At 52.7% G+C, this 26,607-nt stretch carries 20 protein-coding genes and 1 riboswitch; of the genes, 17 read left to right on the top strand and 3 right to left on the bottom strand.

What is annotated here, in order from left to right:
- The first annotated feature begins 1 nt into the window (after nucleotide 1).
- From N7220_RS08655 to N7220_RS08640, 4 genes are all read left to right on the top strand, one after another.
- Nucleotides 2-271: an HPr family phosphocarrier protein gene (locus N7220_RS08655; RefSeq protein ID WP_283151049.1), complete on the top strand. Its 270-nt coding sequence runs from the start codon at nucleotides 2-4 to the stop codon at nucleotides 269-271.
- Between the two features lie 62 nt (nucleotides 272-333).
- Nucleotides 334-2,061 (top strand): phosphoenolpyruvate--protein phosphotransferase, encoded by a 1,728-nt coding sequence (ptsP, locus tag N7220_RS08650; RefSeq protein ID WP_283151048.1) that lies wholly within the window; start codon nucleotides 334-336, stop codon nucleotides 2,059-2,061.
- Nucleotides 2,062-2,288: 227 nt separating this feature from the next.
- A complete protein-coding gene (locus N7220_RS08645) occupies nucleotides 2,289-2,618 on the top strand; it encodes a YegP family protein (protein ID WP_283151047.1) in 330 nt (109 codons plus the stop codon).
- A 249-nt stretch (nucleotides 2,619-2,867) separates the two neighbouring features.
- Nucleotides 2,868-4,244, top strand: coding sequence for an MFS transporter (locus tag N7220_RS08640; protein WP_283151046.1), 1,377 nt, complete (start codon nucleotides 2,868-2,870; stop codon nucleotides 4,242-4,244).
- A gap of 4 nt (nucleotides 4,245-4,248) precedes the next feature.
- On the opposite strand, the gene N7220_RS08635 is transcribed toward N7220_RS08640, so the two are convergent.
- The 3 genes from N7220_RS08635 to thiC all read right to left on the bottom strand — a co-directional run bounded on the left by N7220_RS08635 (nucleotide 4,249) and on the right by thiC (nucleotide 9,357).
- A complete protein-coding gene (locus N7220_RS08635) occupies nucleotides 4,249-5,652 on the bottom strand; it encodes a phosphohexomutase domain-containing protein (protein WP_283151045.1) in 1,404 nt (467 codons plus the stop codon).
- On the bottom strand, nucleotides 5,649-7,088 hold the full coding sequence (locus N7220_RS08630) for a mannose-1-phosphate guanylyltransferase/mannose-6-phosphate isomerase (RefSeq protein ID WP_283151044.1): 1,440 nt from the start codon (nucleotides 7,086-7,088) through the stop codon (nucleotides 5,649-5,651). The genes N7220_RS08635 and N7220_RS08630 overlap by 4 nt, the downstream gene beginning before the upstream one ends.
- 352 nt (nucleotides 7,089-7,440) lie before the next feature.
- The gene (thiC, locus tag N7220_RS08625) at nucleotides 7,441-9,357 is read right to left on the bottom strand and encodes a phosphomethylpyrimidine synthase ThiC (RefSeq protein ID WP_283151043.1); all 1,917 of its coding nucleotides are present in this window, start codon (nucleotides 9,355-9,357) and stop codon (nucleotides 7,441-7,443) included.
- Between the two features lie 56 nt (nucleotides 9,358-9,413).
- Nucleotides 9,414-9,510, bottom strand: a riboswitch (TPP riboswitch).
- Between the two features lie 88 nt (nucleotides 9,511-9,598).
- On the opposite strand from thiC, the gene N7220_RS08620 reads away from it, so the two are divergent.
- The 13 genes from N7220_RS08620 to N7220_RS08560 all read left to right on the top strand — a co-directional run bounded on the left by N7220_RS08620 (nucleotide 9,599) and on the right by N7220_RS08560 (nucleotide 26,561).
- Nucleotides 9,599-10,252 carry a protein-L-isoaspartate O-methyltransferase family protein gene (locus tag N7220_RS08620; RefSeq protein ID WP_283151042.1) on the top strand — a complete coding sequence of 218 codons (654 nt, stop codon included), beginning with the start codon at nucleotides 9,599-9,601 and terminating at the stop codon, nucleotides 10,250-10,252.
- An 81-nt stretch (nucleotides 10,253-10,333) separates the two neighbouring features.
- Nucleotides 10,334-10,657 (top strand): rhodanese-like domain-containing protein, encoded by a 324-nt coding sequence (locus tag N7220_RS08615; protein WP_283151041.1) that lies wholly within the window; start codon nucleotides 10,334-10,336, stop codon nucleotides 10,655-10,657.
- Between the two features lie 157 nt (nucleotides 10,658-10,814).
- Entirely contained in the window at nucleotides 10,815-11,873 is a 1,059-nt protein-coding gene (gene rfbB, locus N7220_RS08610; RefSeq protein WP_283151040.1) for a dTDP-glucose 4,6-dehydratase, read from the top strand.
- A 1-nt stretch (nucleotide 11,874) separates the two neighbouring features.
- A complete protein-coding gene (gene rfbD / locus N7220_RS08605) occupies nucleotides 11,875-12,768 on the top strand; it encodes a dTDP-4-dehydrorhamnose reductase (protein ID WP_283151039.1) in 894 nt (297 codons plus the stop codon).
- 10 nt (nucleotides 12,769-12,778) lie between these two features.
- A complete protein-coding gene (gene rfbA, locus N7220_RS08600; protein WP_283151038.1) occupies nucleotides 12,779-13,669 on the top strand; it encodes a glucose-1-phosphate thymidylyltransferase RfbA in 891 nt (296 codons plus the stop codon).
- On the top strand, nucleotides 13,669-14,214 hold the full coding sequence (gene rfbC / locus N7220_RS08595) for a dTDP-4-dehydrorhamnose 3,5-epimerase (protein ID WP_283151037.1): 546 nt from the start codon (nucleotides 13,669-13,671) through the stop codon (nucleotides 14,212-14,214). Before rfbA ends, rfbC begins: the two co-directional genes overlap by 1 nt.
- A gap of 124 nt (nucleotides 14,215-14,338) precedes the next feature.
- Entirely contained in the window at nucleotides 14,339-15,157 is an 819-nt protein-coding gene (locus N7220_RS08590) for an ABC transporter permease (protein WP_283151036.1), read from the top strand.
- Between the two features lies 1 nt (nucleotide 15,158).
- Complete coding sequence (locus N7220_RS08585; RefSeq protein WP_283151035.1) at nucleotides 15,159-16,499, top strand: ABC transporter ATP-binding protein; 1,341 nt, start codon at nucleotides 15,159-15,161, stop codon at nucleotides 16,497-16,499.
- Between the two features lie 3 nt (nucleotides 16,500-16,502).
- Nucleotides 16,503-19,058 (top strand): glycosyltransferase, encoded by a 2,556-nt coding sequence (locus N7220_RS08580; protein ID WP_283151034.1) that lies wholly within the window; start codon nucleotides 16,503-16,505, stop codon nucleotides 19,056-19,058.
- A gap of 4 nt (nucleotides 19,059-19,062) precedes the next feature.
- Entirely contained in the window at nucleotides 19,063-22,908 is a 3,846-nt protein-coding gene (locus N7220_RS08575) for a glycosyltransferase (protein ID WP_283151033.1), read from the top strand.
- 730 nt (nucleotides 22,909-23,638) lie between these two features.
- Entirely contained in the window at nucleotides 23,639-24,547 is a 909-nt protein-coding gene (locus N7220_RS08570; RefSeq protein ID WP_283151032.1) for a glycosyltransferase family 2 protein, read from the top strand.
- The gene (locus N7220_RS08565; RefSeq protein WP_283151031.1) at nucleotides 24,544-25,365 is read left to right on the top strand and encodes a glycosyltransferase family protein; all 822 of its coding nucleotides are present in this window, start codon (nucleotides 24,544-24,546) and stop codon (nucleotides 25,363-25,365) included. The genes N7220_RS08570 and N7220_RS08565 overlap by 4 nt, the downstream gene beginning before the upstream one ends.
- 86 nt (nucleotides 25,366-25,451) lie before the next feature.
- Nucleotides 25,452-26,561, top strand: a complete 1,110-nt coding sequence (locus tag N7220_RS08560) for an MraY family glycosyltransferase (RefSeq protein WP_283151030.1) — start codon at nucleotides 25,452-25,454, stop codon at nucleotides 26,559-26,561.
- The last annotated feature ends 46 nt before the right edge of the window (nucleotides 26,562-26,607 follow it).

Below are 26,607 nucleotides of genomic sequence, written 5' to 3'. Positions count from 1 at the left end.
CATGCCGGTAAAAGAACTCTTAATCGTGAACAAACTTGGGCTGCATGCCCGTGCGTCCAGCAAGCTGACCCAACTGGCCAGCCAGTTTCAAAGTGAAGTCTGGATCAGCCGCAACCAGAAGCGTGTCAACGCGAAATCCATCATGGGCGTCATGATGCTGGCGGCGGGCAAAGGCAGCACGGTGACCATCGAAACCACCGGCCCGGACGACCAGAACGCACTGGATGCGCTGGAAGCTCTGATCGCCGATTATTTCGGCGAAGGCGAATAAACCCCATCCACCGTGCAGCAACAGGCTGTGACGGTGGTTCATTTCTCGGTACTGGAGTCGTAATGAGCCTTACCTTGCACGGGATCGGCATTGGCGGCGGGGTTGCCATTGGCCATGCTCACCTCATATCGCATACCGATATCGAGATCGCGCATTACACGGTGCGCCCGGAAGATATTGCCGGCGAGGTAACGCGTTACGACTCGGCGGTGAAGACTGCCCGCCAGGAGCTGGAAATGCTCTGGGGCAGCATTCCGGATAACGCGCCCACGGAACTCGGTGCGTTTCTCAGCTTGCATATCATGCTGCTCAACGATCACACACTGTCGGTTGAGCCGCGCGAGATTATCGAAAAACGCAAATGCAACGCCGAATGGGCGCTCAAGTTGCAGCTTGATGCCCTGCTGGCGCAGTTTGACGAGATCGAAGAAGAGTATCTGAGAGAACGGCGCACCGACGTCATTCAGGTGACCGAGCGTATCTTTAAAACGCTGGCTGGCCACGACATGGCCATGCACACCCCGGCACCGACTGATCGCGATTCCATTCTGGTGGCGCACGATCTTTCGCCCGCCGATATGGTGCTGTTCAAAGACAGCGAATACACCGCGTTCATTACCGATGTCGGCGGCCCGACTTCGCATACCGCCATTCTGGCGCGCAGCCTGGATTTACCCTCCGTGCTGGCGCTGCGCCATGCTCGTTCGCTGATTCATGAAGACGAACTACTGATCGTTGACGGCGTGAATGGCGTGGTGATCGTCAATCCGGACGAACGCACGCTGACCGAATACCGCGCTCGCCAAGATGAATGGACTGTCCGCCAGGCCAAACTGCAGGACATCCGGACCAGTCTGCCGGTGACGCAAGACGGCATCGAGATTGAACTGTTCGGCAATATCGAATTGCCGGAAGACACCGACCAGGTGCTGGAAAACCACGCCACCGGTATCGGCCTGTTCCGCTCGGAATTCCTCTTCCTGAGTGAAGACGATCTGCCGACTGAAGAAGAGCAATACCAGGCCTACCGTTCTGTGGCCGAGCAAATGGCCGGACAGCCCGTGATCATCCGCACCATCGATCTGGGCAAAGACAAGATTCCCAAGTGGCAGGAGGAGTCTGACGCGCCTAATCCGGCGATGGGTTTGACTGGCATTCGTTTGTGCCTGGCCGAAGCACAGCTGTTCCGCACCCAGTTACGCGCACTGCTGCGCGCTTCGGCACACGGCAAGATCAAACTGTTGGTGCCGATGCTGTCGCACGTCGGTGAGGTCAAGCAGACCCGTCGCCATCTGGAAGAAGTCAAAGCCCAGCTGCGCGCGGAAGGTATTCCGTTTGATGAACAGATTGAGCTGGGTGGCATGATCGAAGTCCCGGCGGCGGCGTTCACGGTGGAGCATTTCCTGCACCACCTGGATTTCGCTTCCATTGGTACCAACGACTTGATCCAGTACACCTTGGCCGTTGACCGTAATGATGATGCGGTTTCGCACTTATATGACCCGGTGCATCCGGCAGTAATCCGCTTGTTGCATCACGTCATCAGTACCTGCAATCGCGTCGGCAAGCCGATCTCGATGTGCGGCGAAATGGCAGGTGACCCGGCGCTGACACGTTTGCTGCTGGGGCTGGGTTTGCGCCGCTTCTCCATGTTGCCGGCGCGGTTGCTCAAGGTGAAAGAACAGGTGTTGTCGACTGATCTGGCCGCAATCCAGCCACTGATTACCCAGTTGCTGGAAGCCGACGAAATCGACGGTTTGCGCCAGGTGATGGAACAACTGCAAGCCTGATTTGCCACCGACGCCCACACAAAACCTGCATGCTGCATCAGCGGCTGCAGGTTTTTTGCTTTTGATGCAGCTAAAAACTTTAAAAATGCGTCAGCTTGTTCCAATACTGACCTGGTAGGGTTTTTTTGCCCGCACCCCAGCCGCTGGCGTTGAGTGCCAATTGATCCGGGCACAAGCGCCGTGGCCTTACCGCTGATTCCTGGTTCATAAGCAGATAAGGAACAACCATGTCAGGCAAATTCCATTTGAAACAGGCCAAAGATGGCCAGTACATGTTCAATCTACATGCCGCTAACGGTCAGATCATTTTGACCAGCGAGCTATATCATGCCAAGGCTTCGGCTCTCAACGGGATCGAGTCGGTGCGCAAAAACGCCGCCGATGACGACAATTACGAGCGCAAAGAAAGCAAAGACGGGCATCCCTACTTTGTACTCAAGGCGGCCAATCACCAGGTCATTGGCAAGAGCGAGCTGTACAACAGCAAGGCATCGCAAGAAAACGGCATCGAGTCGGTCAAGAAAAACGGCCCGGAAGCCGTTTTGGTAGAAGACTGATCCAGACCTCGTTGATGGCTGTATCAAACGAGCCAACTGCAAAGAGCGCAGATCGTTGTGGGAGAGAAACCGGATATTGCCCGCAGATCTGCGCTTGACCGATGACAAATCGGCTTGGTAACTTCCCCTTTATGCCTGCGTCATAGCTGCGCGATGTCGCCCACACCGTGGCCGCGTTTGACGCCACTCATGTTCAATCGCCGTCTCCGGCGTTCTAAAGCTCTTGTTCCCACTCCACAGTAGTCACTCATGAATCCAGCCTCGCCCCGGTTTTCTTTTGTCGTTGGTACAACCAGCTTGGCTTTTGTGGTGGGGCAGCTTGATGTGACCATCGTTAACGTCGCGCTGCCGCATATCGCGACCGAGTTCTCGGCCCGAGTGGCCACGCTGCAATGGATTGTCGATGCCTATACCTTGGCATTTGCGATTTTCATGCTGTCGGCTGGTGCGCTGGGCGATCGTTTTGGTAGTCGCCGTGGCTTTGTGATGGGCTTTGCCGTGTTTGGCGTGGCTTCTTTGCTGTGTGGCTTGGCACCCGATTCTTTGAGTTTGATCGCCGCCCGGGCATTGCAGGGCCTGGGTGCGGCGGTAATGCTGCCCAATTCGCTAGCATTGCTTAACCACGTATTTTTTGATGCGCCCACTGAACGCGGCCGGGCCATTGGCTGGTGGACTGCGGCGGGTAGCATCTCGATTGCCGCCGGGCCGGTGATTGGCGGGTTGCTGATGGATACGGTGGGCTGGCGCTGGATTTTCTTCGTCAATCTACCGCTGTGCCTGGCTGGCATGTTGCTGGGCCTGCGTTTGCCGGAAACCGAACGCCACGCGCACTCCCATCGCATCGACTGGACTGGCCAGATACTGGTGACGCTGGCACTTACCGCACTGATCGCCGCCGTGATCGAGGCCCGCCCCTTGGGTTTTGGTCATCCATTTATCTGGGGCGGATTTACCTTGGCGTTTTTGCTCGGTTTCGTGTTTCTTCGAGTGCAGCAGCGCGTGCCTGAGCCGACCATCCCACTCGACCTGTTTCGTAATCGCACCTTCAACGCGGCCGTGTTATTTGGTATGGCGGTTAATCTGACCTATTACGGCATGTTGTTTGTGCTCACCCTTTATCTGCAACGCGTGTTGGGATATTCCGCTTTGCACGCCGGACTGGCGTTTCTGCCGCTCACCGCCGGGTTCTTTTTGTCCAATGTGATCAGCGGCTGGGTGATGGCCCGCTTCGGGCGGCGCTTGCCGATTTTGTTGGGCGCGTCGCTGGATGCGGCAGGGTTTCTGTTGCTGCTCAGTGTGGCCGGAGCAAGCTCACACACGTTGTTGTTTGTGGCGTTCTTGCTGATCCCGACCGGCATGGGACTGGCAGTGCCAGCGATGACCACCACCGTGTTGGCCAGCGTACCCAAGCAGCGTTCCGGCACGGCGTCGGCGGTTCTGAACGCCGCCCGGCAAGCCGCAGGTGCCATTGGAGTGGCGGTGTTCGGGTCTTTGGCCAACGGAGATGCCGCGCAAACCATAAGCGGCCTGCGCGAGGCCGCCTGGGTGTCGATCGGTTTGCTGCTGCTGGCGGCATGGGGCATTTTCAAAGCGCCCATGCCGCATGTCGTGCCCGCAAAGGCCTGAGTGCTTAGTGTGTTGCTGCCTCGGTTGGCTGGAGTGCAAAGCCATCTAGTACCTTAAGGATGTCGTCGGTATGGCGCTGCATCAGTGCCGGATCACCGCGTGACTCCACATTCAACCGCACCACGGGCTCGGTGTTGGACGAGCGCAGATTCAGGCGCCAGTCAGCAAACTCCAGACTGATGCCGTCGGTCTCATCCACCGCCAGTGCTTCAGGTTCATAGCGGCGGCGAATCTCGGCGATGGCTGCGGGTGCATCGGCCAGTTTGCGGTTGATTTCACCGGATGACGGGAAGCGCGCAATGCGATCTGCCACCAGCGCCGACAAAGGCTCGCCGGTGATGCTCAGCAACTGGCACACCAGCAGCCACGGAATCATGCCGCTGTCGCAGTAGGCAAAATCGCGGAAGTAGTGATGTGCGCTCATCTCGCCGCCATAAATGGCGTCTTCCTGGCGCATGCGCTCCTTGATAAAAGCGTGGCCGGTCTTGCTTTGCACCGGTATGCCGCCAGCGGTTTTCACGACGTCGATGGTGTTCCAGGTCAGGCGCGGATCATGGATGATTTTGGCGCCAGGCTGGCGTGCCAGGAACGCTGCGGCCAGCAGACCGACGATGTAATAACCCTCGATGAATTCGCCGCGTTCATCAAACAAAAAGCAGCGGTCAAAGTCGCCATCCCAGGCAATGCCCATATCGGCGGCGTTCGCTTTGACTGCGTTGGCCGTATCGGCGCGGCATTCCGGCAGTAGTGGATTGGGAATGCCATGAGGAAAGGTGCCGTCGGGTTCGTTATGCACCTTGATGAGCGTGATCGGCACATGCAACCGGGTAAACGCGGCTTCCAGCGCATCGACCACGTGGCCCGCAGCGCCATTACCGGCGTTGACCACCAGTTTGAGCGGCTTGAGTGTTGCCAGATCGACATAACCCAGCAGATGCTCAATGTACGCATCCAGGATGCTTTGACGGGTTAACGTGCCGCGCCGGAGCGCAGGGGCGAAGTTGCGCGTTTCGGCGAGGTGTTGCACTTCTTTCAAGCCGGTATCGCCACTGATGGGACGGGCACCGCGCTTGACCAGCTTCATGCCGTTGTAGTCGATCGGATTGTGGCTGGCAGTGACTTCAATGCCGCCATCTACATCCAGATGAAACGCGGCAAAGTAGACTTCCTCAGTGCCGGTCATGCCGATATCGATGACATCGGCACCCCCATCCATCAAGCCGTTAGCCAGCGCGGCTTTGAGCTCATCGGTAGAAGTACGCACATCCCCACCGATCACCACCCGTCTGGCCTGCAGAAACTGGGCATACGCGCGGCCAATGGCGTAGGCGATGTCTTCGTTCAGCTCATCGCCCAGCCGGCCGCGGATGTCGTAGGCCTTGAAACAACGCAAGCTACCGCCACTCATTTGATCACCGCAGGCGCTTCTACCCGGCCGTAGGTATCTTCAAAGCGCACGATGTCATCCTCGCCCAGATATGGGCCGGACTGCACTTCGATCAATTCCAGCGGAATCTTGCCAGGGTTTTTCAGGCGGTGCGTGACACCCAGCGGGATATACGTGGACTGGTTTTCGGTCAGCAAGATGTGCTGATCGCCGTTATCCACCAGCGCCGTGCCCTTGACCACGATCCAGTGCTCCGCGCGGTGGTGATGCATTTGCAGACTCAGTTGCGCGCCCGGGGTGACGATAATGCGTTTGACCTGGAAGCGATCGCCATTGTCGATGCCTTCGTATGACCCCCACGGCCGTACCACTTTGCGGTGCGTGATCGACTCGGAGCGCTTGGAGGCATTGAGCCGCTCCACAATCTTTTTGACGTCCTGCACTTTGTCTTTGTGCGCGACCAGAATGGCATCGGCGGTTTCGACAATCACAATATCCTTCAGGCCGATGGCGGCAATCATGCGATATTCCGCACGGATGTAGGAGCCGCTAACCTGGTCGGTCAGCACATCCCCAAGCACCACGTTGCCATCATCATCCTTGTCACCGATATCAGCCAGCGCACTCCACGAGCCGATGTCATTCCAGCCCAGATCGGCGGCCTCAATCACGGCGGCTTCCGTGGTTTTCTCCATCACCGCGTAATCAATGGAATCAGACGGGCAGGCGGTGAAGGCGTCTTTGTTCAGCCGGGTGAAGTCGCCATCGCGCATGCTGCGTTCCAGCGACAGCTGGGCGTTGACCAGCATTTCTGGTTGCAGGCGACGCAGCTCATCCAGATAGACCGAGGCCTTGAGCATGAACATACCGCTGTTCCAGTAGTAGCTGCCTGCCGCCAGGAATTGCTCAGCAGTGGCCAGATCCGGTTTTTCTACAAAAGCGTCAACGTGATAAGCGCCATCGGTAGTGAGCGACGCGCCGCGGCGGATATAGCCATAACCGGTTTGTGGCGAGGTTGGCTTGATCCCGAAGGTAACCAGCTTGCCCATCTGTGCCACCGTTGCCGCTTGCGCGACCAAGGCGTGGAAAACTGTCTCGTTCTGGATGACGTGATCCGACGGTAGTACCAGCAGCAATCCTTCCGGGTCTTTCTCGGTGACCAGCAAGGCGGCGATGGCGACGGCAGGCGCCGTATTTCTGCCGACGGGCTCCAGCACGATGGTTTGTGGCGTGACATCCACTTTGCGCACTTGCTCCGCCACCAGAAAGCGCTGCTCTTCATGCGATATCAATAGCGGCGGATTAACCTCGGCAATGCCCTTTAAACGCTCCACAGTCTGTTGCAACAGGCTGTTTTTGCCGGTCAGCTTGAGGTATTGCTTGGGATACCCACCACGCGACATTGGCCACAGCCGCGAACCGCTACCACCACATAGAACGACTGGATAAACAGACATGGCTTGCTCCTGTTGGATATTGACGGCGCAAAATGGCATTGAAGTTTATTTACTATAGGAGACAAGTTTGTCCCTGTTGTTAGTAATTTTTGTGCAATGCAATACAAGGAGTCAAGCATTAACTTCACTGTTTATCTATAAGTAAACACTGATCCTTCTCAAAGAACTCCGCTGTGGCGTTGGAATATTTCAATATGGAAAGCATAAAGCTTACAAAAAATCACGACTAACGGAGCAATCCTGTAGTTGAAAGGCACTTCATGCCAGCTTGGCTGAGCGCGCAAAAAAAATGAGCGCCGCAGCGCTCATTTTGTGACTCACTCGTGGCCCGGTAGACGGGCCCGGACGTGGGTTATTCCTTGTGATAAACCTCGGCGCCGCGTTTTACGAACTCGATGGATTTGGCTTGCATACCCTTGTTCAGCGCTTCCGCTTCGTTGATGCCTTGCTGCGCTGCGTATTCGCGCACGTCCTGGGTGATCTTCATTGAGCAGAAGTGCGGACCACACATGGAACAGAAGTGCGCCAGTTTGGCACCTTCTTGTGGCAGCGTTTCATCGTGGAAAGAACGCGCTTTGTCCGGATCGAGACCCAGGTTGAATTGGTCTTCCCAGCGGAATTCAAAGCGTGCTTTGGACAAAGCATTGTCGCGAATCTGCGCGCCTGGGTGGCCCTTGGCCAGGTCTGCAGCGTGTGCAGCCAGCTTGTAGGTGATGATGCCTTCCTTGACATCATCTTTGTTCGGCAAGCCCAGGTGTTCCTTCGGTGTCACGTAACACAGCATCGCCGTGCCGTACCAGCCAATCTGCGCCGCACCGATGGCGGAAGTGATGTGGTCGTAGCCGGGGGCGATATCGGTGGTCAAAGGCCCCAGCGTGTAGAACGGCGCTTCGGAACAGTCTTGCAGTTCCAGGTCCATATTCTCTTTGATCAACTGCATCGGCACGTGGCCCGGGCCTTCGATCATCACCTGTACATCGTGCTGCCACGCAATCTGGGTCAGCTCGCCCAGCGTGCGCAATTCGCCCAACTGGGCTTCGTCGTTGGCATCCCAGATCGAACCTGGACGCAAGCCATCGCCCAGCGAGAAACTCACATCGTAGGCCTTCATGATTTCGCAGATGTCGGCGAAATGCGTGTAGAGGAAGTTCTCCTTGTGATGCGCCAGACACCACTTGGCCATGATCGAGCCGCCACGCGACACAATGCCGGTCATGCGGTTGGCGGTGAGCGGCACATAACGCAGCAATACGCCCGCGTGAATGGTGAAGTAATCCACACCTTGTTCGGCTTGCTCGATCAGCGTGTCGCGGAACAGTTCCCAAGTCAGGTCTTCGGCCTTGCCGTTAACCTTTTCCAGCGCCTGGTAGATTGGCACCGTGCCAATCGGCACCGGGCTGTTGCGCAGAATCCACTCCCGCGTTTCGTGGATATTCTTGCCGGTGGACAAATCCATGATGGTGTCCGCGCCCCAGCGGATACCCCAGGTCATCTTGTCGACTTCTTCATTGATGGACGAGGTGACGGCTGAGTTGCCGATGTTGCCGTTGATCTTCACCAGGAAATTGCGGCCAATGATCATTGGCTCGACTTCGGGGTGATTGATGTTGGCGGGGATAATCGCGCGGCCACGGGCGATTTCGTCACGTACAAACTCGGGGGTGATCTTGGCCGGGATGGACGCGCCAAAACTCTGGCCGGGATGCTGACGCAGCATCAGATCCGCCATGCGCTTGCCTTTGTCACCGCCGATATCCAGCAGGCTTTGCATATATTCTTCGCGGCGCATGTTTTCGCGGATCGCCACGTATTCCATTTCTGGCGTGATGACGCCTTGACGGGCGTAATGCATTTGCGACACGTTGGCGCCGTCTTTGGCCTTGCGTGGCTGGCGATGCAGCTCAAAGCGCAGTTCGTCCAGCGTCTTGTCGTCAGCACGCATGCGGCCAAAGTCGCTGGTCAGTTGATCCAGCAAGACTGTGTCATTGCGTTCCTCAATCCACGCGCCGCGCACACTGGGCAAGCCTTTGCGTACATCAATCGTTGCGGTTGGGTCCGTGTACAAGCCGGAACAGTCATACACGGTGATGGGTGGATTTTGCTCGCCGCCAAACGCGGTCGGCGTATCGTTCTGGCTGATCTCGCGCATGGGCACGCGCAGATCCGGGCGGCTGCCTTGGACATACACTTTGCGGGAATTGGGCAGCGGCTGGATGGCAGCTTCGTCCACATGGGCCTGGGCTGCAGTGAAATCTGCACGATTATTCATGGCGTCTTCCTTGTATGAAAAGGGCGCGGGGATGCGCAAAAGACGCCATGCCAGAGGGGACGGCGGCTTCGCTTCCCTACGCCGGTGTGAACCGGATCAGGTGCAAAGGGACTCTCTCATCCGCCAAATACAGCGGAACCCCTAGCGAAACTCTATGTGGCAAGGTACTAACTTTATGCGATAATCGCAAGTTAATTTGATAGTGCGCGCGCCGGTTTGCGGCCGAATTCAAGGTGAAAATATGGATTGGGAACATGCCCGTTACTTGCTGGTAGAACAGCAAATCCGTCCTTGGGACGTTCTGGATCAGAAGGTGCTGGATCGGGTTTTGACGGTCAAACGCGAAGACTTCGTGCCGGCCGACAAAAGGGCGCTGGCCTTTGTGGATTCCGAACTGCCTATCGGCCATGACGCAACCATGCTGGCACCGAAAGTCGAAGCCCGCTTCTTGCAAGAAGTAGAACTGCAGCCCGCCGACAAGGTGCTGATTGCTGGTGCTGGCACCGGCTATCTGATGGCGCTGGCAGCTGGTTTGGCCGCCAACGTGTACGGCATCGAAATCGAACCGGCCCTTGCCTCACAAGCGGAAGCCAATCTGGCCGCCGCAGGTGTGCGCAACGCTCGCGTTATCGTTGGCGACGCCGTGCATGGCCTGACTGAGCAAGCGCCGTTCGATGTAATCATCGCCACTGGCTCTTTTGCCTCTGTGCCTGCTACGCTGAAAGATCAACTGGCCGTAGGTGGTCGCCTGATCGCGATCGTCGGCGAATTGCCAATCATGAGCGCAACGCTGGTAAAACGCGTTGACCATGGCGCGTTCAGCGAAGAAAAGCTGTTTGAGTACAACCTGCCGCGCATGAAAAACGCACCGGTGGCACCGGCCTTCCACTTCTAAGGCCGGGTTGCTCGACAACGCAAGGGCGTGGCTGCGTGCCACGCCTTTTTTATGCAGTCACATGTATCTGGAAAGTAACAAATGCAGCAATTATCCGCGCGTGACCTCGCCGCCTGGCTGGCGGACGAAACCCGAACTAATCCGGTTTTGCTCGACGTGCGTGAGCCATGGGAATTTGCCATGTGCCACCTGGAAAACAGCCAGCCCCTGCCGATGAATGAAATCCCGTCGCGTTTTCAGGAGCTGGATGAAGATGCAGAGATGGTGGTGATCTGCCATCACGGTATGCGCAGCTATCAAGTCGGCGTATTTCTGGAGCGGCAAGGGTTTGGCCATGTTTATAACCTCGCGGGCGGGGTGGATGGCTGGGCGGGCGAGGTTGAGCCGGCGATGGCGCGTTATTGATATCGCTAAATAACCACAGATTGTTTTGAATTGTCAGATTCACAAGCGTATTGCTGGCGAGTTTTGTCAAAATATCTGATCATTTCTGGTTTTACGACAGAGCATGCGCACATGACGCTCTGTCGGTTTCTATCCATACCATGGACGCATTGAAATTATGATTCTGGTCACCGGCGGCGCCGGCTTTATCGGCGGTAATTTTGTTCTCGACTGGCTGGCTGAAAGCAACGAAGCCGTCATCAATCTCGACAAGCTCACTTATGCGGGCAATGCCGATACGCTCAAGTCCCTTGCGGGCGATGCTCGGCATGCGTTCGTGCATGGCGATATTGGTGATCGTGAACTGGTCGCTCGCCTGCTCGAAGAACATCGCCCGCGCGCGGTAGTGAATTTTGCGGCAGAGTCGCACGTTGATCGGTCAATCCACGGCCCAGGCGATTTTATCCAGACCAACGTTGTTGGCACTTTTAATTTGCTGGAATCGGTTCGTGCCTACTGGAGTGCATTGCCGGAAGCAGAGCGCGCAGCGTTCCGGTTCTTGCATGTGTCGACCGATGAGGTGTACGGCACGCTCAGCGCTGACGATCACCCGTTTCGTGAAACCAATGCCTACGAGCCGAATAGCCCCTACTCGGCCTCCAAAGCCGCATCAGATCACCTGGTCCGTGCATGGCATCACACGTACGGGCTGCCGGTACTGACGACCAATTGCTCCAATAATTATGGCCCGTACCACTTCCCGGAAAAGCTGATTCCGTTGGTTATCCTTAATGCCTTGGCTGGGAAACCGCTGCCTATTTATGGTGACGGCCAGCAAATCCGCGACTGGTTGTACGTGAAGGACCATTGTTCCGCCATCCGCCGGGTCCTGCAGGCCGGCCGGTTGGGCGAAACCTACAATGTGGGAGGCTGGAACGAGAAAGCCAATCTGGATGTGGTGCAGCATATTTGCAGCATCCTTGACGAACTGCGCCCGCGCGAGGATGGTCAGTCCTATTTTAGCCAGATTACCTATGTAACCGACCGCCCCGGTCATGATCGCCGCTACGCCATTGACGCAACCAAGCTGGCGGATGAATTGGGCTGGAAACCGACCGAGACATTCGAAAGCGGCATTCGCAAAACCGTACAGTGGTACCTGGATAGCCAGGAATGGGTCCAGAATGTGACCAGTGGTGCCTATCGTGACTGGGTCAACCAGCAATACGGAAATTGAAATGACGCGGATTCTGGTAACAGGAAAGCAGGGGCAGGTTGGCTTTGAATTGCTGCGCAGCCTTTCCGTTTTGGGTGAGGTCATTGCCGTTGGACGGGATGAGTGTGATCTCGCTGACGAGCATGCGGTTGCTGCATTGCTGGACAGATATGCGCCGGACGTCATTGTAAATCCGGCTGCTTATACCGCAGTGGATCGTGCAGAAACGGAAAGAGAGTTGGCATTTGCCATCAATGCCACTGCTCCTGCCGTCATGGCCGCAGCGGCAGTAAAGTCAGGCGCACTGCTGGTGCATTTCTCTACCGACTATGTGTATGACGGCGACAAAGCCGGGGCGTATCTTGAGTCTGATGCGACTGGTCCCCGCTCGGTTTATGGTCAAAGCAAGCTGGCCGGTGAACAGGCCATTGCTGCCTCAGGTGCGCGGCATCTGATTTTTCGCACCAGCTGGGTTTTTGGTGCTCATGGCAATAATTTTGCCAAAACCATGCTCCGTCTGGCGGGTGAGCGCGAAAGCCTTAAAGTCGTTGCGGACCAGTTTGGCGCACCTACCGCTGCGTCTGTCATTGCAGACGTGGCTGCCCAGGTTGTCGGACAGTATCTGCACGCCAAGAGCACAGACGCTTTCCCCTATGGAATCTACCATTTGGCCGCTGCAGGCGAAACCAACTGGCGTGATTATGCGGTTGAGGTTGTCGATCAGGCACGCGCCTTGGGAGCTGCGCTTAAGTTAAAAGCCAGCGACATCGAGCCGATTCCCACGTCCGGCTACCCGTTGCCAGCGCCTCGGCCAGCCAATTCCCGGCTATCGACCGACAAGTTGCGTACCACTTTCGGTCTGGCCTTGCCTGAATGGCGCGATACGCTGCAGCGAACCCTTCAATTAATGATTTGAGAATTTTGCAATGACGACTCGTTCCAGAAAAGGGATCATCCTCGCAGGTGGATCTGGTACCCGCCTTTACCCGGCGACCCTTGCGGTATCCAAGCAGCTCCTGCCGATTTACGACAAGCCTATGATCTATTACCCGCTTAGCACGCTGATGCTGGCGGGCATTCGCGATATCTTGGTGATTTCCACCCCCCAGGACACCCCCCGGTTTGAGCAACTGTTAGGTGATGGCAGCCAGTGGGGTATCAACCTGCAATATGCTGTACAAGCCAGCCCGGACGGTTTGGCTCAGGCCTTTATCATTGGCGAATCATTCATTGGTAACGATGATTGCGCACTCGTGCTTGGCGACAATATTTTCTATGGACACGATTTTGCTGGTCTGTTGGCGGACGCTTCCGCCAAGACGAGCGGAGCAACTGTTTTCGCGTACAGAGTAAATGACCCGGAACGCTATGGCGTGGTTGAGTTCGATGCTGCTGGCCATGCGATTAGCCTCGAAGAAAAACCGCAAACTCCTAAGTCGAATTATGCGGTAACTGGTTTGTACTTTTATGACAATAAAGTGGTCGAAATTGCCAAGAGTATTAAGCCTTCACCCCGTGGTGAACTTGAAATCACGGATGTGAATGCTGCGTACCTGAACGGTGGTGAACTGGAAGTGCAAACCATGGGTCGCGGCTATGCCTGGCTGGATACGGGCACGCACGAATCGATGCTTGAGGCCAGCCAGTTCATTCATACCATTGAATCTCGCCAAGGGCTGAAAGTCTGTTGCCCAGAAGAAATTGCATTCCATGCCGGATGGGTAAGTGCTGCCGAAATCGAGAAGCTGGCACAGCCTCTCAAGAAAAATGGATATGGTCAGTATCTGCTGAAGATATTGAAGGATAAGGTTTTTTAATGAAAGTGATTGACACTGCCATTCCGGACGTAAAAATAATCGAACCCCAAGTTTTTGGGGATGACCGGGGTTTCTTTTTTGAGAGCTTCAACCATGCTCGATTCGAGCAAGCAATAGGGCGTACAGTCAACTTCGTCCAGGACAACCATTCACGCTCCAGCCGGGGAGTACTGCGGGGTCTGCACTATCAGATACTACAGGCGCAAGGCAAACTCGTGCGGGTGACGCTTGGCGAGGTCTTTGATGTTGCAGTTGATCTACGAAAATCATCGCCTACCTTTGGTCAATGGGTGGGCGAGACCTTAAGTGCCGAAAACAAGCGGCAATTGTGGGTGCCAGAGGGGTTCGCCCATGGTTTTGTTGTCACCTCCGAATACGCCGAATTTTTGTATAAGACCACGGATTACTGGGCCAAGGAGTACGAGCGGGCTATCTGCTGGGATGACAAGACATTGGCCATCGACTGGCCCCTGCAGGTACAGCCCGTGGTTTCTGGTAAGGATGCTGAAGCATCCGCTTTCGCTCTCGCAGAATATTTCGTTTGATAGCCTTCTCTAGGGCCCTCTGAATTTTGTGATGGCGTGTTGGTACGATTGGGACTGCGCCGAGGTAAAACATGCTTGTTAACAAACGGCGCGGTATGAGTGCTGTGTCGATTCGGTTGGAAAAATGAAAGAATACAAGCTTGGCCCAGCAGAACTGGTGGCTTCTTTTTTGCGCAACAGGGGGCTAATCAAGAGTTTGATCGTCCGCGAGATTGTGGGCCGTTATCGCGGCTCGATGCTGGGTATGGTCTGGGCCGTTCTGCATCCCCTGTTGATGCTTGGCATATACACGTTTGTATTCAGCGTGGTCTTCAAAGCTAAGTGGGGAGGTATGAGTGGCGGTAAAGCTGAATTTGCCATTGTCTTGTTCTGCGGTTTGATACTCTTCAATCTTTTTGCTGACTGTTTTACGCGTGCACCAAACTTGATTCTCGGTAATGCGAACTACGTTAAAAAAGTCATTTTTCCCTTGGAAGTGTTGTCTTTCGTCAGTTTGGGGGCTGCGCTCTTCAATGTGTTGATTGGCATTGCAGTCTTGGTGATTTTCATGGTCATCGCAGGAGTTGGCATTCCCTGGACTGCACTGTATTACCCACTAGTGCTGATCCCTGTGTGTCTCCTCTGTTTGGCGTCGTCGTGGTTTTTATCTTCACTGGGAGTCTATTTTCGCGACGTAGGGCAAATCGTTACCGTTTTCATCACTATTCTAATGTTCCTGAGCCCGATCTTTTTCCCGATTAGTGCGATTCCTCCTCGTTTCCAAGGATTGATTATGCTAAATCCTTTGGCTGGTCTCATTGAACAAGCTCGTGGGGTCTTTGTGCAAGGCCTCCGCCCTGATTTCCTGGCGTTAGGGATGAATTCCTTAGTGAGTCTTGTACTTGCGACTCTTGCGTTTGCCTGGTTTCAGAAAACGCGGCGCGGTTTTGCGGATGTACTTTGATATGAATGCTATAGAAGTAAGTAACGTCGCCAAGTGCTTTAATATCTGGTCAAAGCCGCACCACCGTCTGTTTCATGCGCTTTCAAAGGGCAAGGTAGCATTACATAAAGAATTCTGGGCCTTACGCGATATTAATTTTGTAGTTCCGCGTGGGCAGACGGTCGGGGTAGTAGGTAAAAATGGATCGGGCAAGTCTACTCTATTGCAAATAATCACTGGAACGCTGGACCCCTCTCACGGAGAGGTCACGGTAAACGGTCGCGTGGCAGCGTTGCTGGAGTTGGGAGCGGGTTTCAATCCGGAATTTACTGGTATGGAAAACGTCTATATGAATGCCTCTCTTCTAGGCTTGAGTCGAGAAGAAACTGATGCTCGTATCGACGATATATTGGCATTTGCTGATATTGGCGATTTCGTGCACGCACCGACCCGTACTTACTCGAGCGGTATGCTGATTCGCTTGGCTTTTGCGGTGCAAGCGCAGATAGAGCCAGAGGTACTTATTGTGGATGAAGCACTGGCGGTAGGAGATGCCAAGTTTCAAGCCAAATGCTTCGCACGTCTGAAAAAGCTGAAAGAGAACGGAACCTCCATCCTATTGGTCACCCACGCGACCGAGCAAATTGTGTCACATTGTGATTCAGCTATTTTGCTTGATGGTGGCCATATGGTGGCGACTGGCCTTCCTCGGCAAGTCGTTAACCGCTACCTGGATATACTATTTGGCAAGCCAGTTGTTGAAGTGAAAACTGATGTAGTTACCCAACTAGAAGCTGTACCCAAAGCTGTACCCATTATTTCGTCTAACCATACTGCTTTGGCAGATCTGGATAAAAGCTTTGAGGCCCGTCCGTATTACAACCCTTCTGAATATCGTTGGGGAGACAGGGCTGCTGAACTGGTTGATTTTGCTGCTTTCGTCAATGGTAGTCAGTTTCCAAATACCTTAATTAGCGGGCAGTATCTAACTCTGGCCTTGCGTGTTCGTTTTTTGGCGGTTGTTGTACGCCCAATTTTTGGTTTTGCCGTAAAAACCAAAGAAGGCATTACGATATACAACACGAACACAGAGCAGCAAGGGTCTGAAGTATTGGATATTGCTCAACCAGGGATGGATGGCATTTTCTCTGTATCGTTACCATTAAGATTGTTCGAAGGGGACTATTTTGTTTCCGTGGGTATTGCCAGTCGCTCATTGTCTGGAGAGGTTATTCCGCATGACCGTCGTTATGATTCCATTCACTTAAAGGTCGATCCAGTAACAGCGTTTTCCGGGCTGGTTGATTTACAAGCGCAAATTGTTTTTGACTCACCGTCTAATAACTTGCTGCAGGCAAGTTGAAATATGCAGTTCGTTCGCTTTATCTTTATGTCGCTTCGCTCGCCCAAACTAGCATTGTCGCGAGTAAAAGGTCTTTGTCACGCCGTGGTAGATAGTTTGCGCCACGTCGGGCTAATTCACACGTGCCTGCGTGCCGCTCGCTTTCTTCGCACGCGAGGTCTTTCCGGCGTCTTGCGCTATCAGCCCATCCTTGTTAGTTTGGGGCTACCCAGATCATTGCCGCCAGTTAACCGAGATGCCATAGAGTCGTTGGGTTGTCGCGTATTGATTATTGCCGAGACGAGCATTCCTCAATGCACCAAATATCGCGTAACTCAAAAACAGCAAATGGTCGGTGGGTTGGGCTACCCCTGCACGGTATTGAGCTGGACCGATTTACAAGCTTGTACCGCAGCTTTACAAACGCACTCGATCATTATTTTTTACCGCGTGCCCGCTTATCCACAATGTATCCAGCTCGTAGAAGAAGCGAGGCGCTTGCGCGCCCGCATATATTGGGAAGTAGACGACCTCATTTTTAACGAGGAGAAATACAGTCTCAATAGCAATTTAAAAGAACTGTCCGAAGATATGGTCAGGCAATTACTGGAGGGTGCGAGACTCTATCGGGAAATGCTCATCGCGTGTGGCGCGGGAATTGCATCGACAGAAGGGATCGCCCAGGAAATGCGTGAAATCGGCATTAAGGACGTATGGGTCATAAACAATGCATTGGATCGCGAAACGCTGGATGCGGTAGACGCGTTGCTTACTCAGGGCAAACCTCGGAACGATAGCGTGGTGCGTATTGGCTATGGTTCGGGGACAAAAACCCATGACGCCGATTTTCGCTGCGCTGCCAATGCAATTATCCAAATTTTGCGTGCCAATCCGCAGGTCAGGTTACGAATCGTGGGTGAATTAAATCTCCCTGCCGAATTTGTCGAGTTTGTTGACCAGATAGAGAGATTCCCACTGGCCGCATACTCTGATTACCTGCGGTTATTGTCCGAGTGCGATATCAGCATCGCACCCCTTGAACCTTCTATATTTAATGACGCCAAGAGCAATATCAAATTTCTGGAAGCGGGTGTCTTGTCGTTACCTTCAGTATGTTCACCGCGCTCGGCATTCCGTGACGTCGTTTTGGATGGGGCAAATGGCTATCTCGCGGACAATCAGGAGGAGTGGCGCCTTGCACTGCAAAACCTTGTCACAAACCCAGAATTGCGAAGCAAGATAGGGGCTGCAGCCAAGATCAGCGTACTCAGCGCATACATGCCCGCCGCAATTGCACAGACTAGTTTGGCTCCTCTACTAGAGCGCCGGCCCACTGCACAGGCGACCAGAAACAAACTTCGGGTATTACAGGTCAATATCTTCTTTGAACCACGCAGCTTTGGTGGTGCAACGGTCGTGGCCGAGGAGCTGACTGCGCTTCTGTCAAATACGCTTGACACCGACGTCTGCGTATTTACCGCATTACCAGTTGATAAGGCGCCGCCTTATCAACTAGTACGTTATGAAGCAAAAAATACCATGGTATTTGGCATGGGCCTCCCATACGAGGCTGACAAGACGAAAGAGTTTGAAAATCCATCAACGCTAACGCCTTTTCTAGAGGTGTTAGCGATATTCAAACCGGATGTAGTCCATTTGCACTCGGTTCAGGGCCTTGGGGCATTGATGGCCGAGGCCTGTAAATTTCGAGGGATTCCATTTGTAGTGACTTTGCATGATGCTTGGTGGATTTGTGGCCGCCAATTCATGATTACCGGAAAGAAAAAATATTGTCATCAGACTACCATTGACTTGGCGATCTGTGATCGATGTGTCGAAAATCCAAAATTGAACCGCTATCGGCAGAAGCGCTTGAGCAGCATTTTACAGAAAGCTGATCTGTTATTGGTGCCCAGCGCGTTTTTTAAACAGTTATATGCTCAAAATGGATTTGCTGCTGAGCAAATCGTGGTACACAAAAACGGGATTCGTCCACCAGTGGAGACCCGCAAATTGCCTGCGACCAAATTAAGGTTAGGCTACGTTGGTGGAAACACAGAAATCAAGGGTATACATGTTATCAAGCATGCCCTGAATGGATTGTCCACTGCAAATTATGAGTTGATCCTGGTGGATAATCTACTGAATTTGGGCGAAGCCTCGATGGAGCCCGCACAGTTTCGCTTGGCCGGCGATGTTCAGATCGTGCCTGCTTATACGCAAAAAAATATAGACCAATTCTTTGCCCGTATTGATGTCCTGTTATTTCCGACGCAATGGAAAGAAAGCTTCGGCCTAACAGTTAGAGAAGCGCTTGTGCGTGATGTTTGGGTCATCGCAACGGATGCCGGGGGAGTAACAGAGGATATCGTTGTCGGCGAAAATGGCGATATTATTTCTCTAGACGATGACGGTACGCAATTGAGGGCCGCGATCGAGAGGCTTGTTATCAGGCATAGCCGAGGTGATCTGCGCCCCAATCCTTACAAGCATCATATCCGTCTTTTCCCAGACCAAGCGGCAGAGCTGAAAGAACATTTACAGCAATTGGCCCAACATATACCTATCAAGAGAATTTAAGTAAATGATAACTGGCTTCGAATTTCGCGCTGACTTGGGTATTTATGTCCGGCCCGAGCAGGCACCGTTTGGCTACTCAGACGGTGACGAAACGGAAAACCGGATTTATCAGCTTATTTGCGATACGAAAGATGTCGGAGTTGGGTCATCCGAGTTGTTCGCCAAGGCTGATGACTGGGCCACTCTTTACCATTTTTCACCCGCCCGGGCTAATTTGCTGCGCCCAATTAAACACCTCCTGCAAGGCGATGTCCTTGAGCTTGGCGCGGGTTGCGGCGCCATAACTCGCTATCTTGGTGAAACTGCCACGACCGTTACAGCTGTTGAGGGGAGCGCTCGGCGGGCTGGTATTGCCGCTGCCCGTTGCCGCGGTCTGCAGAATGTCAGCATATACAGTGATAATTTCCAGCGATTTCCCGAAGGGAAAAAATACGACGTTGTTACGATGATCGGCGTTCTTGAATACAGCCGCATGTTTATTGATGGACCAGACCCGATTCAGGCAGCGCTGCAAATTGCAAAGCGACATCTGAAGCCATCTGGGGTGTTGATCGTCGCGATTGAGAACCAACTTGGGCTTAAATATTTTGCCGGTGCTCCAGAAGATCATTTAGGGTCGGCTTTCGTGGGTATCGAAGGGCGCTACGATGCAAAGGGGCCGGTAACCTTTGGCCGAAAAATACTCCAGGCACAGCTATTAAACGCAGGTTTTGCGCAACCGCAGTTTCTATACCCATTTCCTGATTACAAATTGCCCGCAATTGTCTTCACCGAAAAGGGCATGGAACAGGGGGCCGACTTTGTTGAAAATTTACTCTGCGGCCAGAGTGCGCGTAATCAGCACTACGATTACAAGAGATTATTCGTAGAGAGTGCAGCGTGGCGCGAGGTCGCGGCGAACGGTATGGCGGCCGAATTGGCAAATTCCTTTCTCGTAATAGCGAGCGAGGGGGCTCCCGAAGTGGCGCAAGACAACTTGGCATTTGCCTATTCCGCGGAACGTCAAAAAGAATTTGCGCGAGAAATCAGGATTGTCCAACGCGGCACAGAAAAGCTAGTTTTACGCAATTCGCTTTTTTCGGACGCGCGCCTAGAGCAAAGTGGCGCGGCTACTTCCTCGGAAGCTTATTTAGATGGGCGAATCTATTTTAACCAATTGCCGTTGATTCTGGGGCAACCAGGCTGGCAGATAACCCATATTGCGCAATGGGCAACGGTCTGGATTGATTGGTTGAAGCAATATGAGTTAAGCCAAGGCCAGGAAAAGACTGCGGTGTTGCCGGGTCGACTTATCGACGCAGTTCCATTTAATCTGATGATGGCCGCAGATGGCCAGCTCACGGGATTCGATTTTGAATGGGATGAGCAGGAATCAACCTCACTAGAATATGTGGTATTTCGTGGGTTGCTTCATTGCCTGTTGCGGGCCGGCGTGGTGGCAGTCCCGGAGGCAGGAGTCCCTCTCAACATCGTCGACCTGATCGTGCGCGTGATGCAATGTTGCGATATGGATGTAGCACCGCGACTCAGCGCTTTGTTGGTCGACGAATATGAGCTACATACCCGCATTGCACAACGCGCCGCGCGTCCAAGTCAGATGATGGCTTTTGAGTTGCCAACGAAACTGGACCCTGTGGCCGCTCCCCACGAATTTGCCCGTGGCAAAGCTCTTGAAGAGCATACCAACGCTCTTCAAGAGCATGCCAAAAGCCTTGAAACACATAACTTGGCGTTGAAAAGTCAGATTCACACGTTGAATGATCAGCTCAAGGAGCTTGGGCAAGAGTTAACACAGGCCTTGTCGATAGCTGGCCAGCGCGAAGGGCATATCAATGTTCTGGGTGTTGAAGTCAATGCGTTGCGTAGTGAACTTGGAGCCGTATATCAATCAAAATCGTGGAGGGCAACGGCCGATCTGCGAAAGGTAATGTCAGTGGCAGTCGCTTGGCGAGCGCGGTGGGGCAAGCTACGGCGGCTACGTACGGCGTTGGGGGGCTGGAGTAAGTTGGGGGCTCGCGCATCCAGGGCTGTGCTTAAAGAGGGTCCGGTAGAGGCCCTCAATAGTTTTCGTGATCTTGAGCGCCCTCAGCCGGAACCCATTGTTCAAGCGGCGCTGAATCAAGAAACGCCTATCGATTATCCAACCTGGATCACGCGCTTTGATACTCGGGACGCAGCAAGCCGCAAGCGTATGCAAGATGAGATAGCCAGCCTAGAAAAACCACCTCAGATCAGCGTCGTTATGCCGACATACAACACGCCAGAACACCTGCTAGGGGCAGTGATCGATTCCGTGCGTAACCAGATTTATCCTCATTGGCAGCTTTGTATTGCCGATGACGCATCAACGGAGCCGCATGTTCGCAATATATTGCAGCGCTATGCCGCGCAGGATTCGCGGATCAAAGTCACCTTTCGCGAAGTAAACGGGCACATAGTAGAGGCAAGCAACAGTGCGCTCGGATTGGCGACAGGCGAGTTTATAGCATTGCTTGATCACGACGACGAACTGGCAGAGCACGCGCTGTACGAGGTCGCCAAGGCAATTATCGCCAATCCACTAGCCAAGCTTTTTTACAGTGATGAAGACAAGCTGTCGCCAGAAGGGCTTCGTATTGACCCATATTTCAAGCCAGACTGGAACCCGGATTTATTCCTTTCTCAAAACATGTTCAGCCACTTGGGGGTATACGAGCTAGGGTTGGTTCGGCAAGTTGGGGGCTTTCGATTAGGCATGCAAGGTAGCCAAGACTACGATCTAGCCCTTAGATGCATCGAAGTTGCAGGCCATGGATCGATCGTACATATTCCTCGGATTCTTTACCACTGGCGTATTGTGCCGGGAAGCACCGCAGCCGCTGGGTCGGAGAAACCCTACGCACTGACTGCTGCCATCCATGCGGTAGAAGAGCATCTGCAAAGGAACGGCGTGACGGCGGTGGTCGACGAGGCCATGCCTGGCATGGGTATGCTGCGTGTGAAGTATGCCTTGCCAACTAGCCCTCCCAAAGTATCGATTATCATTCCGACGCGAGATGCAGTCGAACTGGTTAGACAGTGTATTGAAAGTGTTTTGGAAAAAACCACTTACCCAAATTATGAAATAATTTTGGTAGATAACGGCAGCACAGACCCAAATGCACTGGCTTATTTTGCGTTGCTTCAACAAAAAGGGCATATCCGGATACTGCGTGATGACTCACCGTTTAATTATTCAAGGCTGAATAATTGTGCCGTGGCTGAGGCGGCGGGAGAAATAATTTGCCTGCTCAATAATGATATCGAGGTTATTTCTCCTGATTGGCTCAGCGAAATGGTGAGTCAAGCTGTCCGGCCAGAAATTGGCGCGGTAGGCGCAAGACTGTGGTATCCGAATGACACCCTGCAGCACGCGGGCGTAGTGTTGGGATTTGGTGGCGTCGCGGGCCATATGCACCATGGCTTAACACGCCAAAATCCTGGTTATTTCGGGCGGGCGTGGTTGGTTCAAAACTTGTCCGCAGTAACAGCCGCGTGCCTTGTTGTACGTAAAGAAGTGTTTGATAAGGTCAATGGCCTAAACGAAGAAGACTTGGTCGTTGCATTTAATGACGTCGATCTGTGCATACGTATCCGCGACGCGGGTTACAGAAATTTGTGGACGCCGTTTGCAGAGCTTTACCATTATGAATCAGCTACGCGGGGTGCCGATATCGCTCCAGCCAAACGGATGCGCTTTGAAAAAGAAGTCGATTATATGACCAGGACGTACGGCGATGCATTACAGCGCGACCCTGCATATAGCCCATGGCTGGACCTGAAAATAACCCCTTTCAGTATTTCGAGCCAACCACGGGTAGTCACGAACTGAAATGCACCATGATGTTTAACGAGCAAACAATATTGATAACAGGAGATACCGGCTCGTTTAGGGAAGCAAAGCGACTAATAGGCGCTTTTTTGACTAAATACATATGCACAAATGTAATACAAAAAAAGACGACATCCGCAAGTTATGTCGCCGCGATAATATCGAGTTTATATTTGTGATTTCCGTGATTAAAATCGGTTGAGGTCATTTGCGGCATTGATTTTTTACATGGCAGCCATTAACTGCGCGATTTCGATCGCGGAACGTTAGTGCACTGGCAAGGCCTTATGTCCACTCAACGCAACGGTATAAGGCCATACAGAAAATGGTAATTAATGGGAAGGTAGGCGGCGCTGATTAAACGTATTAACTTTCCGCGTTAAATATTGGCAGTGATTCATTCCATGAGGGTATTCGGAAATACCAAGAAATTGGTTCAGTGGAGTCCAAAATAGAATGCAATGGTGATTTTTCGTGCAGTAAGGCTGCTCACCTATTGATACATTCGGTTTGGCTTCTCCTGAAGTTTGGTTTTGCAGTTTTTATGCCGCGGCTTTCGGCATGTACCCGTGGAAAGACTTTTTTGGGGGAGCGAATTCTGGAGGTAGCGGAACGAAATGCCTCCCGCGCTTCCCATTACTCGCGGTGTGCAATTTAACACGTCCATTTTTGCAATATGAGATCGAAGACGGGCCTGAGAAATTCATTGCAAAGCTTTTCTGGAATAAGAATGACCGATCCTGGTGTGAGTGGTGTCCCCAAAATAGCTGGGGCTGTTATTGTTGCTTATTTCCCTGATCCTGATGTGATCGCAAGAATCACACGTCTGTCCCGGTTCGTGCAGCAGCTGGTTGTGGTTGATAACACTCCAGGGGGGGCTGCGATTGAACTTCCCATTGAGAGTGCCGGTAATGTCCGCTTGCTGGTAATGATGGAAAACATGGGTATTGCCTTTGCGCTCAATATTGGTATCAAATACCTGCTCGACGCGGGATGTGGTTATGTCTTTTTGTTCGATCAAGATAGTGATGTCACATCCAGCGCTCTTCAAGCGCTGCTCGATTGTTGTTATCAGGCACAACAAGTTGGACAAGTAGCACAGGTTGGGCCGGCCTATTTTGATCGTCGGCTTGGCCGATTGGCGCCATTTATCCGGCGCGAGGGGCTGAGGATACGGCGCCTACCTGCTCAGGGCGAACAAATCATTCGTGCGGATTATCTGATTACTTCTGGTGCTTGCATTACTCGCGAGGCATGGAATGCGGTGGGTCCAATGGATGATAGTTTGTTTATTGATTTTGTGGATATTGAATGGGGCTTGCGTGCTAATGCACTGGGCTGGGCCTCGTATGGTTGTCCGCAAATTGTAATGCAGCACACATTGGGCGAGGAACCTATCAGCGTATTTGGTAGGCGCTACCCTTTGCATTCACCTTTAAGGCATTATTATTTTGTTAGAAACGGCATTGCGTTGATGCGGCGAAGTTACGTTCCGCTCTGCTGGAAGCTTATTGAGCTGACAAAATTACCAATACGTTTCGTTGTTTATGGTGTGTTCGCGGATAACGGTGCTGCTCATTTCAAAATGATGTTGAGCGGATTGTGGCATGGGATGATTGGCAGGTCGGGAAGGCGATGAGCGAATTAAAATTAACCATCTCGGTGGTTATATATAAATCCACTTTGTCAGAATTGGAGCCCTTGTTTCAATCACTGTGTGCGCTACGTAGTACGGCAATTTGTGTGGTCGATAATTTTGGTGATGCAATTTTAAAAAATGAAGTTTTGAAAAATGGCTGGGGTTATTTATCCATCGGACGCAATCTAGGCTACGGAAAAGGGCATAATCTTGCTTATTCTTGGTTGAGTGGATTTGGCGCAGAATTTCATCTTGTGGTTAATCCAGATGTTTCGTTTTTGCCCTCGGATATAGAAAAAATGCTGACCTATATTGGAAATAATGAGGACGTGGGATTGCTGATGCCGCAGGTACGATTTCCTGACGGGCATATACAGCGGCTGTGTAAAATGTTGCCCACCCCTGTTGATTTGCTGGCAAGGCGTTTTTTGCCCTCAATGCCCTGTCTAAATTCAATGAGCAGCCGATATGATCTCGCTAATTGGAGTTATAACGAAATCGCTGACATTCCAGTGCTTTCCGGATGCTTCATGTTATTAAGAAAAAAGGCTTTTGATGGGGTCGGTGGATTTGATCCAGGGTATTTTATGTATCTTGAAGATACCGATCTTTGTCGGCGAATTGGGGCGCGCTGGATTAATTGTTTTTATCCGGAAGCTTCAATTACTCATGCGTATGCGAAAGGTTCATATAAGAGCAAGAAATTACTTTTTTTCCATGTTGCATCAAGTGTGCGTTATTTCTTTAAATGGGGTTGGTTTTTAGATTCATACCGAAAGACGAGGAACGCCCGAGCGAAACGTGAGCTTTTATTATAAAATGAACCCATAATAAGATGGCCTACCTGTCGTGGCTGCGTTAGGTGCAGTAGATCCATGATCCTTTTTTCATCGAGTAATAATACGTGCTACCTATTGTTTTCTCCTTTGCTGTAGCGTTCCTCGTGTCGATGTGGCTAGTTCGCAGCAGCCATTTGCACGCACGTTTTAGCTCAGATTCCGATCTTGCCGGAGTTCAGAAATTTCATGTCTGGCCGGTACCGAGGATTGGTGGCCTTGCGATTGTGGTGGCACTACTTTCATGCTGGGTGGCACTGTGGTATCGGGCGAAAACTGAACAACTGTTTTTTTTACATATGTTGCTGGTGGTGCTCCCGGCATTTGCCAGTGGGCTTTTTGAAGATATTAGCAAGCGCGGAGGGGTCGTTCTGCGGATGAGCTGTATTTTATTTTCAGCCATGCTCGCCTGGTGGTTACTTGGCATTCGGGTTGTGCGGCTCGATATCTCTTTTATCGACAGTGTTATGAGTATTCCCGCAATCTCTTTTGTTTTTTCGGTTGTTGCGTTGGCCGGCGTAACCAATGCGATGAACTTTATTGACGGTTATAACGGCTTGTCGGCGGCGGTGGCTGCAATCATGCTGGCAGGGATCGGGTACGTTGCTTTCCTGAATGGAGACCACCTAATTTGGTCCTTGGCTGCAGGCGGCATTGGTGCGTGCCTTGGGTTTTTGTTCTGGAACTGGCCAAGGGGCCTGATATTCCTGGGGGATGGTGGCGCTTATCTTCTGGGCTTCTGGATTGCGGCGTCGGCAATTTTGCTGATAGCGCGTAATCCAGGCGTATCGCCTTGGTTCGCTTTCCTCTTGGTGATTTACCCTGTTGTTGAAACCATATTTACCATGGCAAGACGTCTGTCGCGTCAAGCTAATCCTGGCCTTCCCGATGCCGCCCATTTGCATCAGCTTGTGTACAAACGCCTGATGCGTTGGGCGGTTGGAAGCCCGGATCCACGGCATAAGGTATTTCGCAATTCGATGACATCACCTTATCTATGGTTATTGTCTTCTTTGGGCGTGATTCCCGCGACGCTTTTCTGGAGCAATACATTTGCTCTTCAGTGTTCTGTGGTCATGTTTATTGTCGCTTATATATGGCTATACCGTTGTATTGCCCGCTTTCGCGCTCCGCGCTGGTTAATTGTTCGGCGTCGTCGAAACCCCCGAGGTTCTTAACCTAGAGGGATTCAGACAGCGCAACACTTTGTCTAGCATTTGCGCT

Origin of the sequence: Silvimonas soli (assembly GCF_030035605.1) — a bacterium.
In the GTDB taxonomy this organism is placed as follows: domain Bacteria; phylum Pseudomonadota; class Gammaproteobacteria; order Burkholderiales; family Chitinibacteraceae; genus Silvimonas; species Silvimonas soli.
Note: the sequence above shows the minus strand (reverse complement) of the source record. Positions and strands in the feature narration are given on the sequence as shown.

Coding starts and splice junctions, on each gene's coding strand:
- N7220_RS08655 (WP_283151049.1), top strand. CDS start 2: ATGCCGGTAAAAGAACTCTTAATCGTGAACAAACTTGGGCTGCATGCC.
- ptsP (WP_283151048.1), top strand. CDS start 334: ATGAGCCTTACCTTGCACGGGATCGGCATTGGCGGCGGGGTTGCCATT.
- N7220_RS08645 (WP_283151047.1), top strand. CDS start 2,289: ATGTCAGGCAAATTCCATTTGAAACAGGCCAAAGATGGCCAGTACATG.
- N7220_RS08640 (WP_283151046.1), top strand. CDS start 2,868: ATGAATCCAGCCTCGCCCCGGTTTTCTTTTGTCGTTGGTACAACCAGC.
- N7220_RS08635 (WP_283151045.1), bottom strand. CDS start 5,652: ATGAGTGGCGGTAGCTTGCGTTGTTTCAAGGCCTACGACATCCGCGGC.
- N7220_RS08630 (WP_283151044.1), bottom strand. CDS start 7,088: ATGTCTGTTTATCCAGTCGTTCTATGTGGTGGTAGCGGTTCGCGGCTG.
- thiC (WP_283151043.1), bottom strand. CDS start 9,357: ATGAATAATCGTGCAGATTTCACTGCAGCCCAGGCCCATGTGGACGAA.
- N7220_RS08620 (WP_283151042.1), top strand. CDS start 9,599: ATGGATTGGGAACATGCCCGTTACTTGCTGGTAGAACAGCAAATCCGT.
- N7220_RS08615 (WP_283151041.1), top strand. CDS start 10,334: ATGCAGCAATTATCCGCGCGTGACCTCGCCGCCTGGCTGGCGGACGAA.
- rfbB (WP_283151040.1), top strand. CDS start 10,815: ATGATTCTGGTCACCGGCGGCGCCGGCTTTATCGGCGGTAATTTTGTT.
- rfbD (WP_283151039.1), top strand. CDS start 11,875: ATGACGCGGATTCTGGTAACAGGAAAGCAGGGGCAGGTTGGCTTTGAA.
- rfbA (WP_283151038.1), top strand. CDS start 12,779: ATGACGACTCGTTCCAGAAAAGGGATCATCCTCGCAGGTGGATCTGGT.
- rfbC (WP_283151037.1), top strand. CDS start 13,669: ATGAAAGTGATTGACACTGCCATTCCGGACGTAAAAATAATCGAACCC.
- N7220_RS08590 (WP_283151036.1), top strand. CDS start 14,339: ATGAAAGAATACAAGCTTGGCCCAGCAGAACTGGTGGCTTCTTTTTTG.
- N7220_RS08585 (WP_283151035.1), top strand. CDS start 15,159: ATGAATGCTATAGAAGTAAGTAACGTCGCCAAGTGCTTTAATATCTGG.
- N7220_RS08580 (WP_283151034.1), top strand. CDS start 16,503: ATGCAGTTCGTTCGCTTTATCTTTATGTCGCTTCGCTCGCCCAAACTA.
- N7220_RS08575 (WP_283151033.1), top strand. CDS start 19,063: ATGATAACTGGCTTCGAATTTCGCGCTGACTTGGGTATTTATGTCCGG.
- N7220_RS08570 (WP_283151032.1), top strand. CDS start 23,639: ATGACCGATCCTGGTGTGAGTGGTGTCCCCAAAATAGCTGGGGCTGTT.
- N7220_RS08565 (WP_283151031.1), top strand. CDS start 24,544: ATGAGCGAATTAAAATTAACCATCTCGGTGGTTATATATAAATCCACT.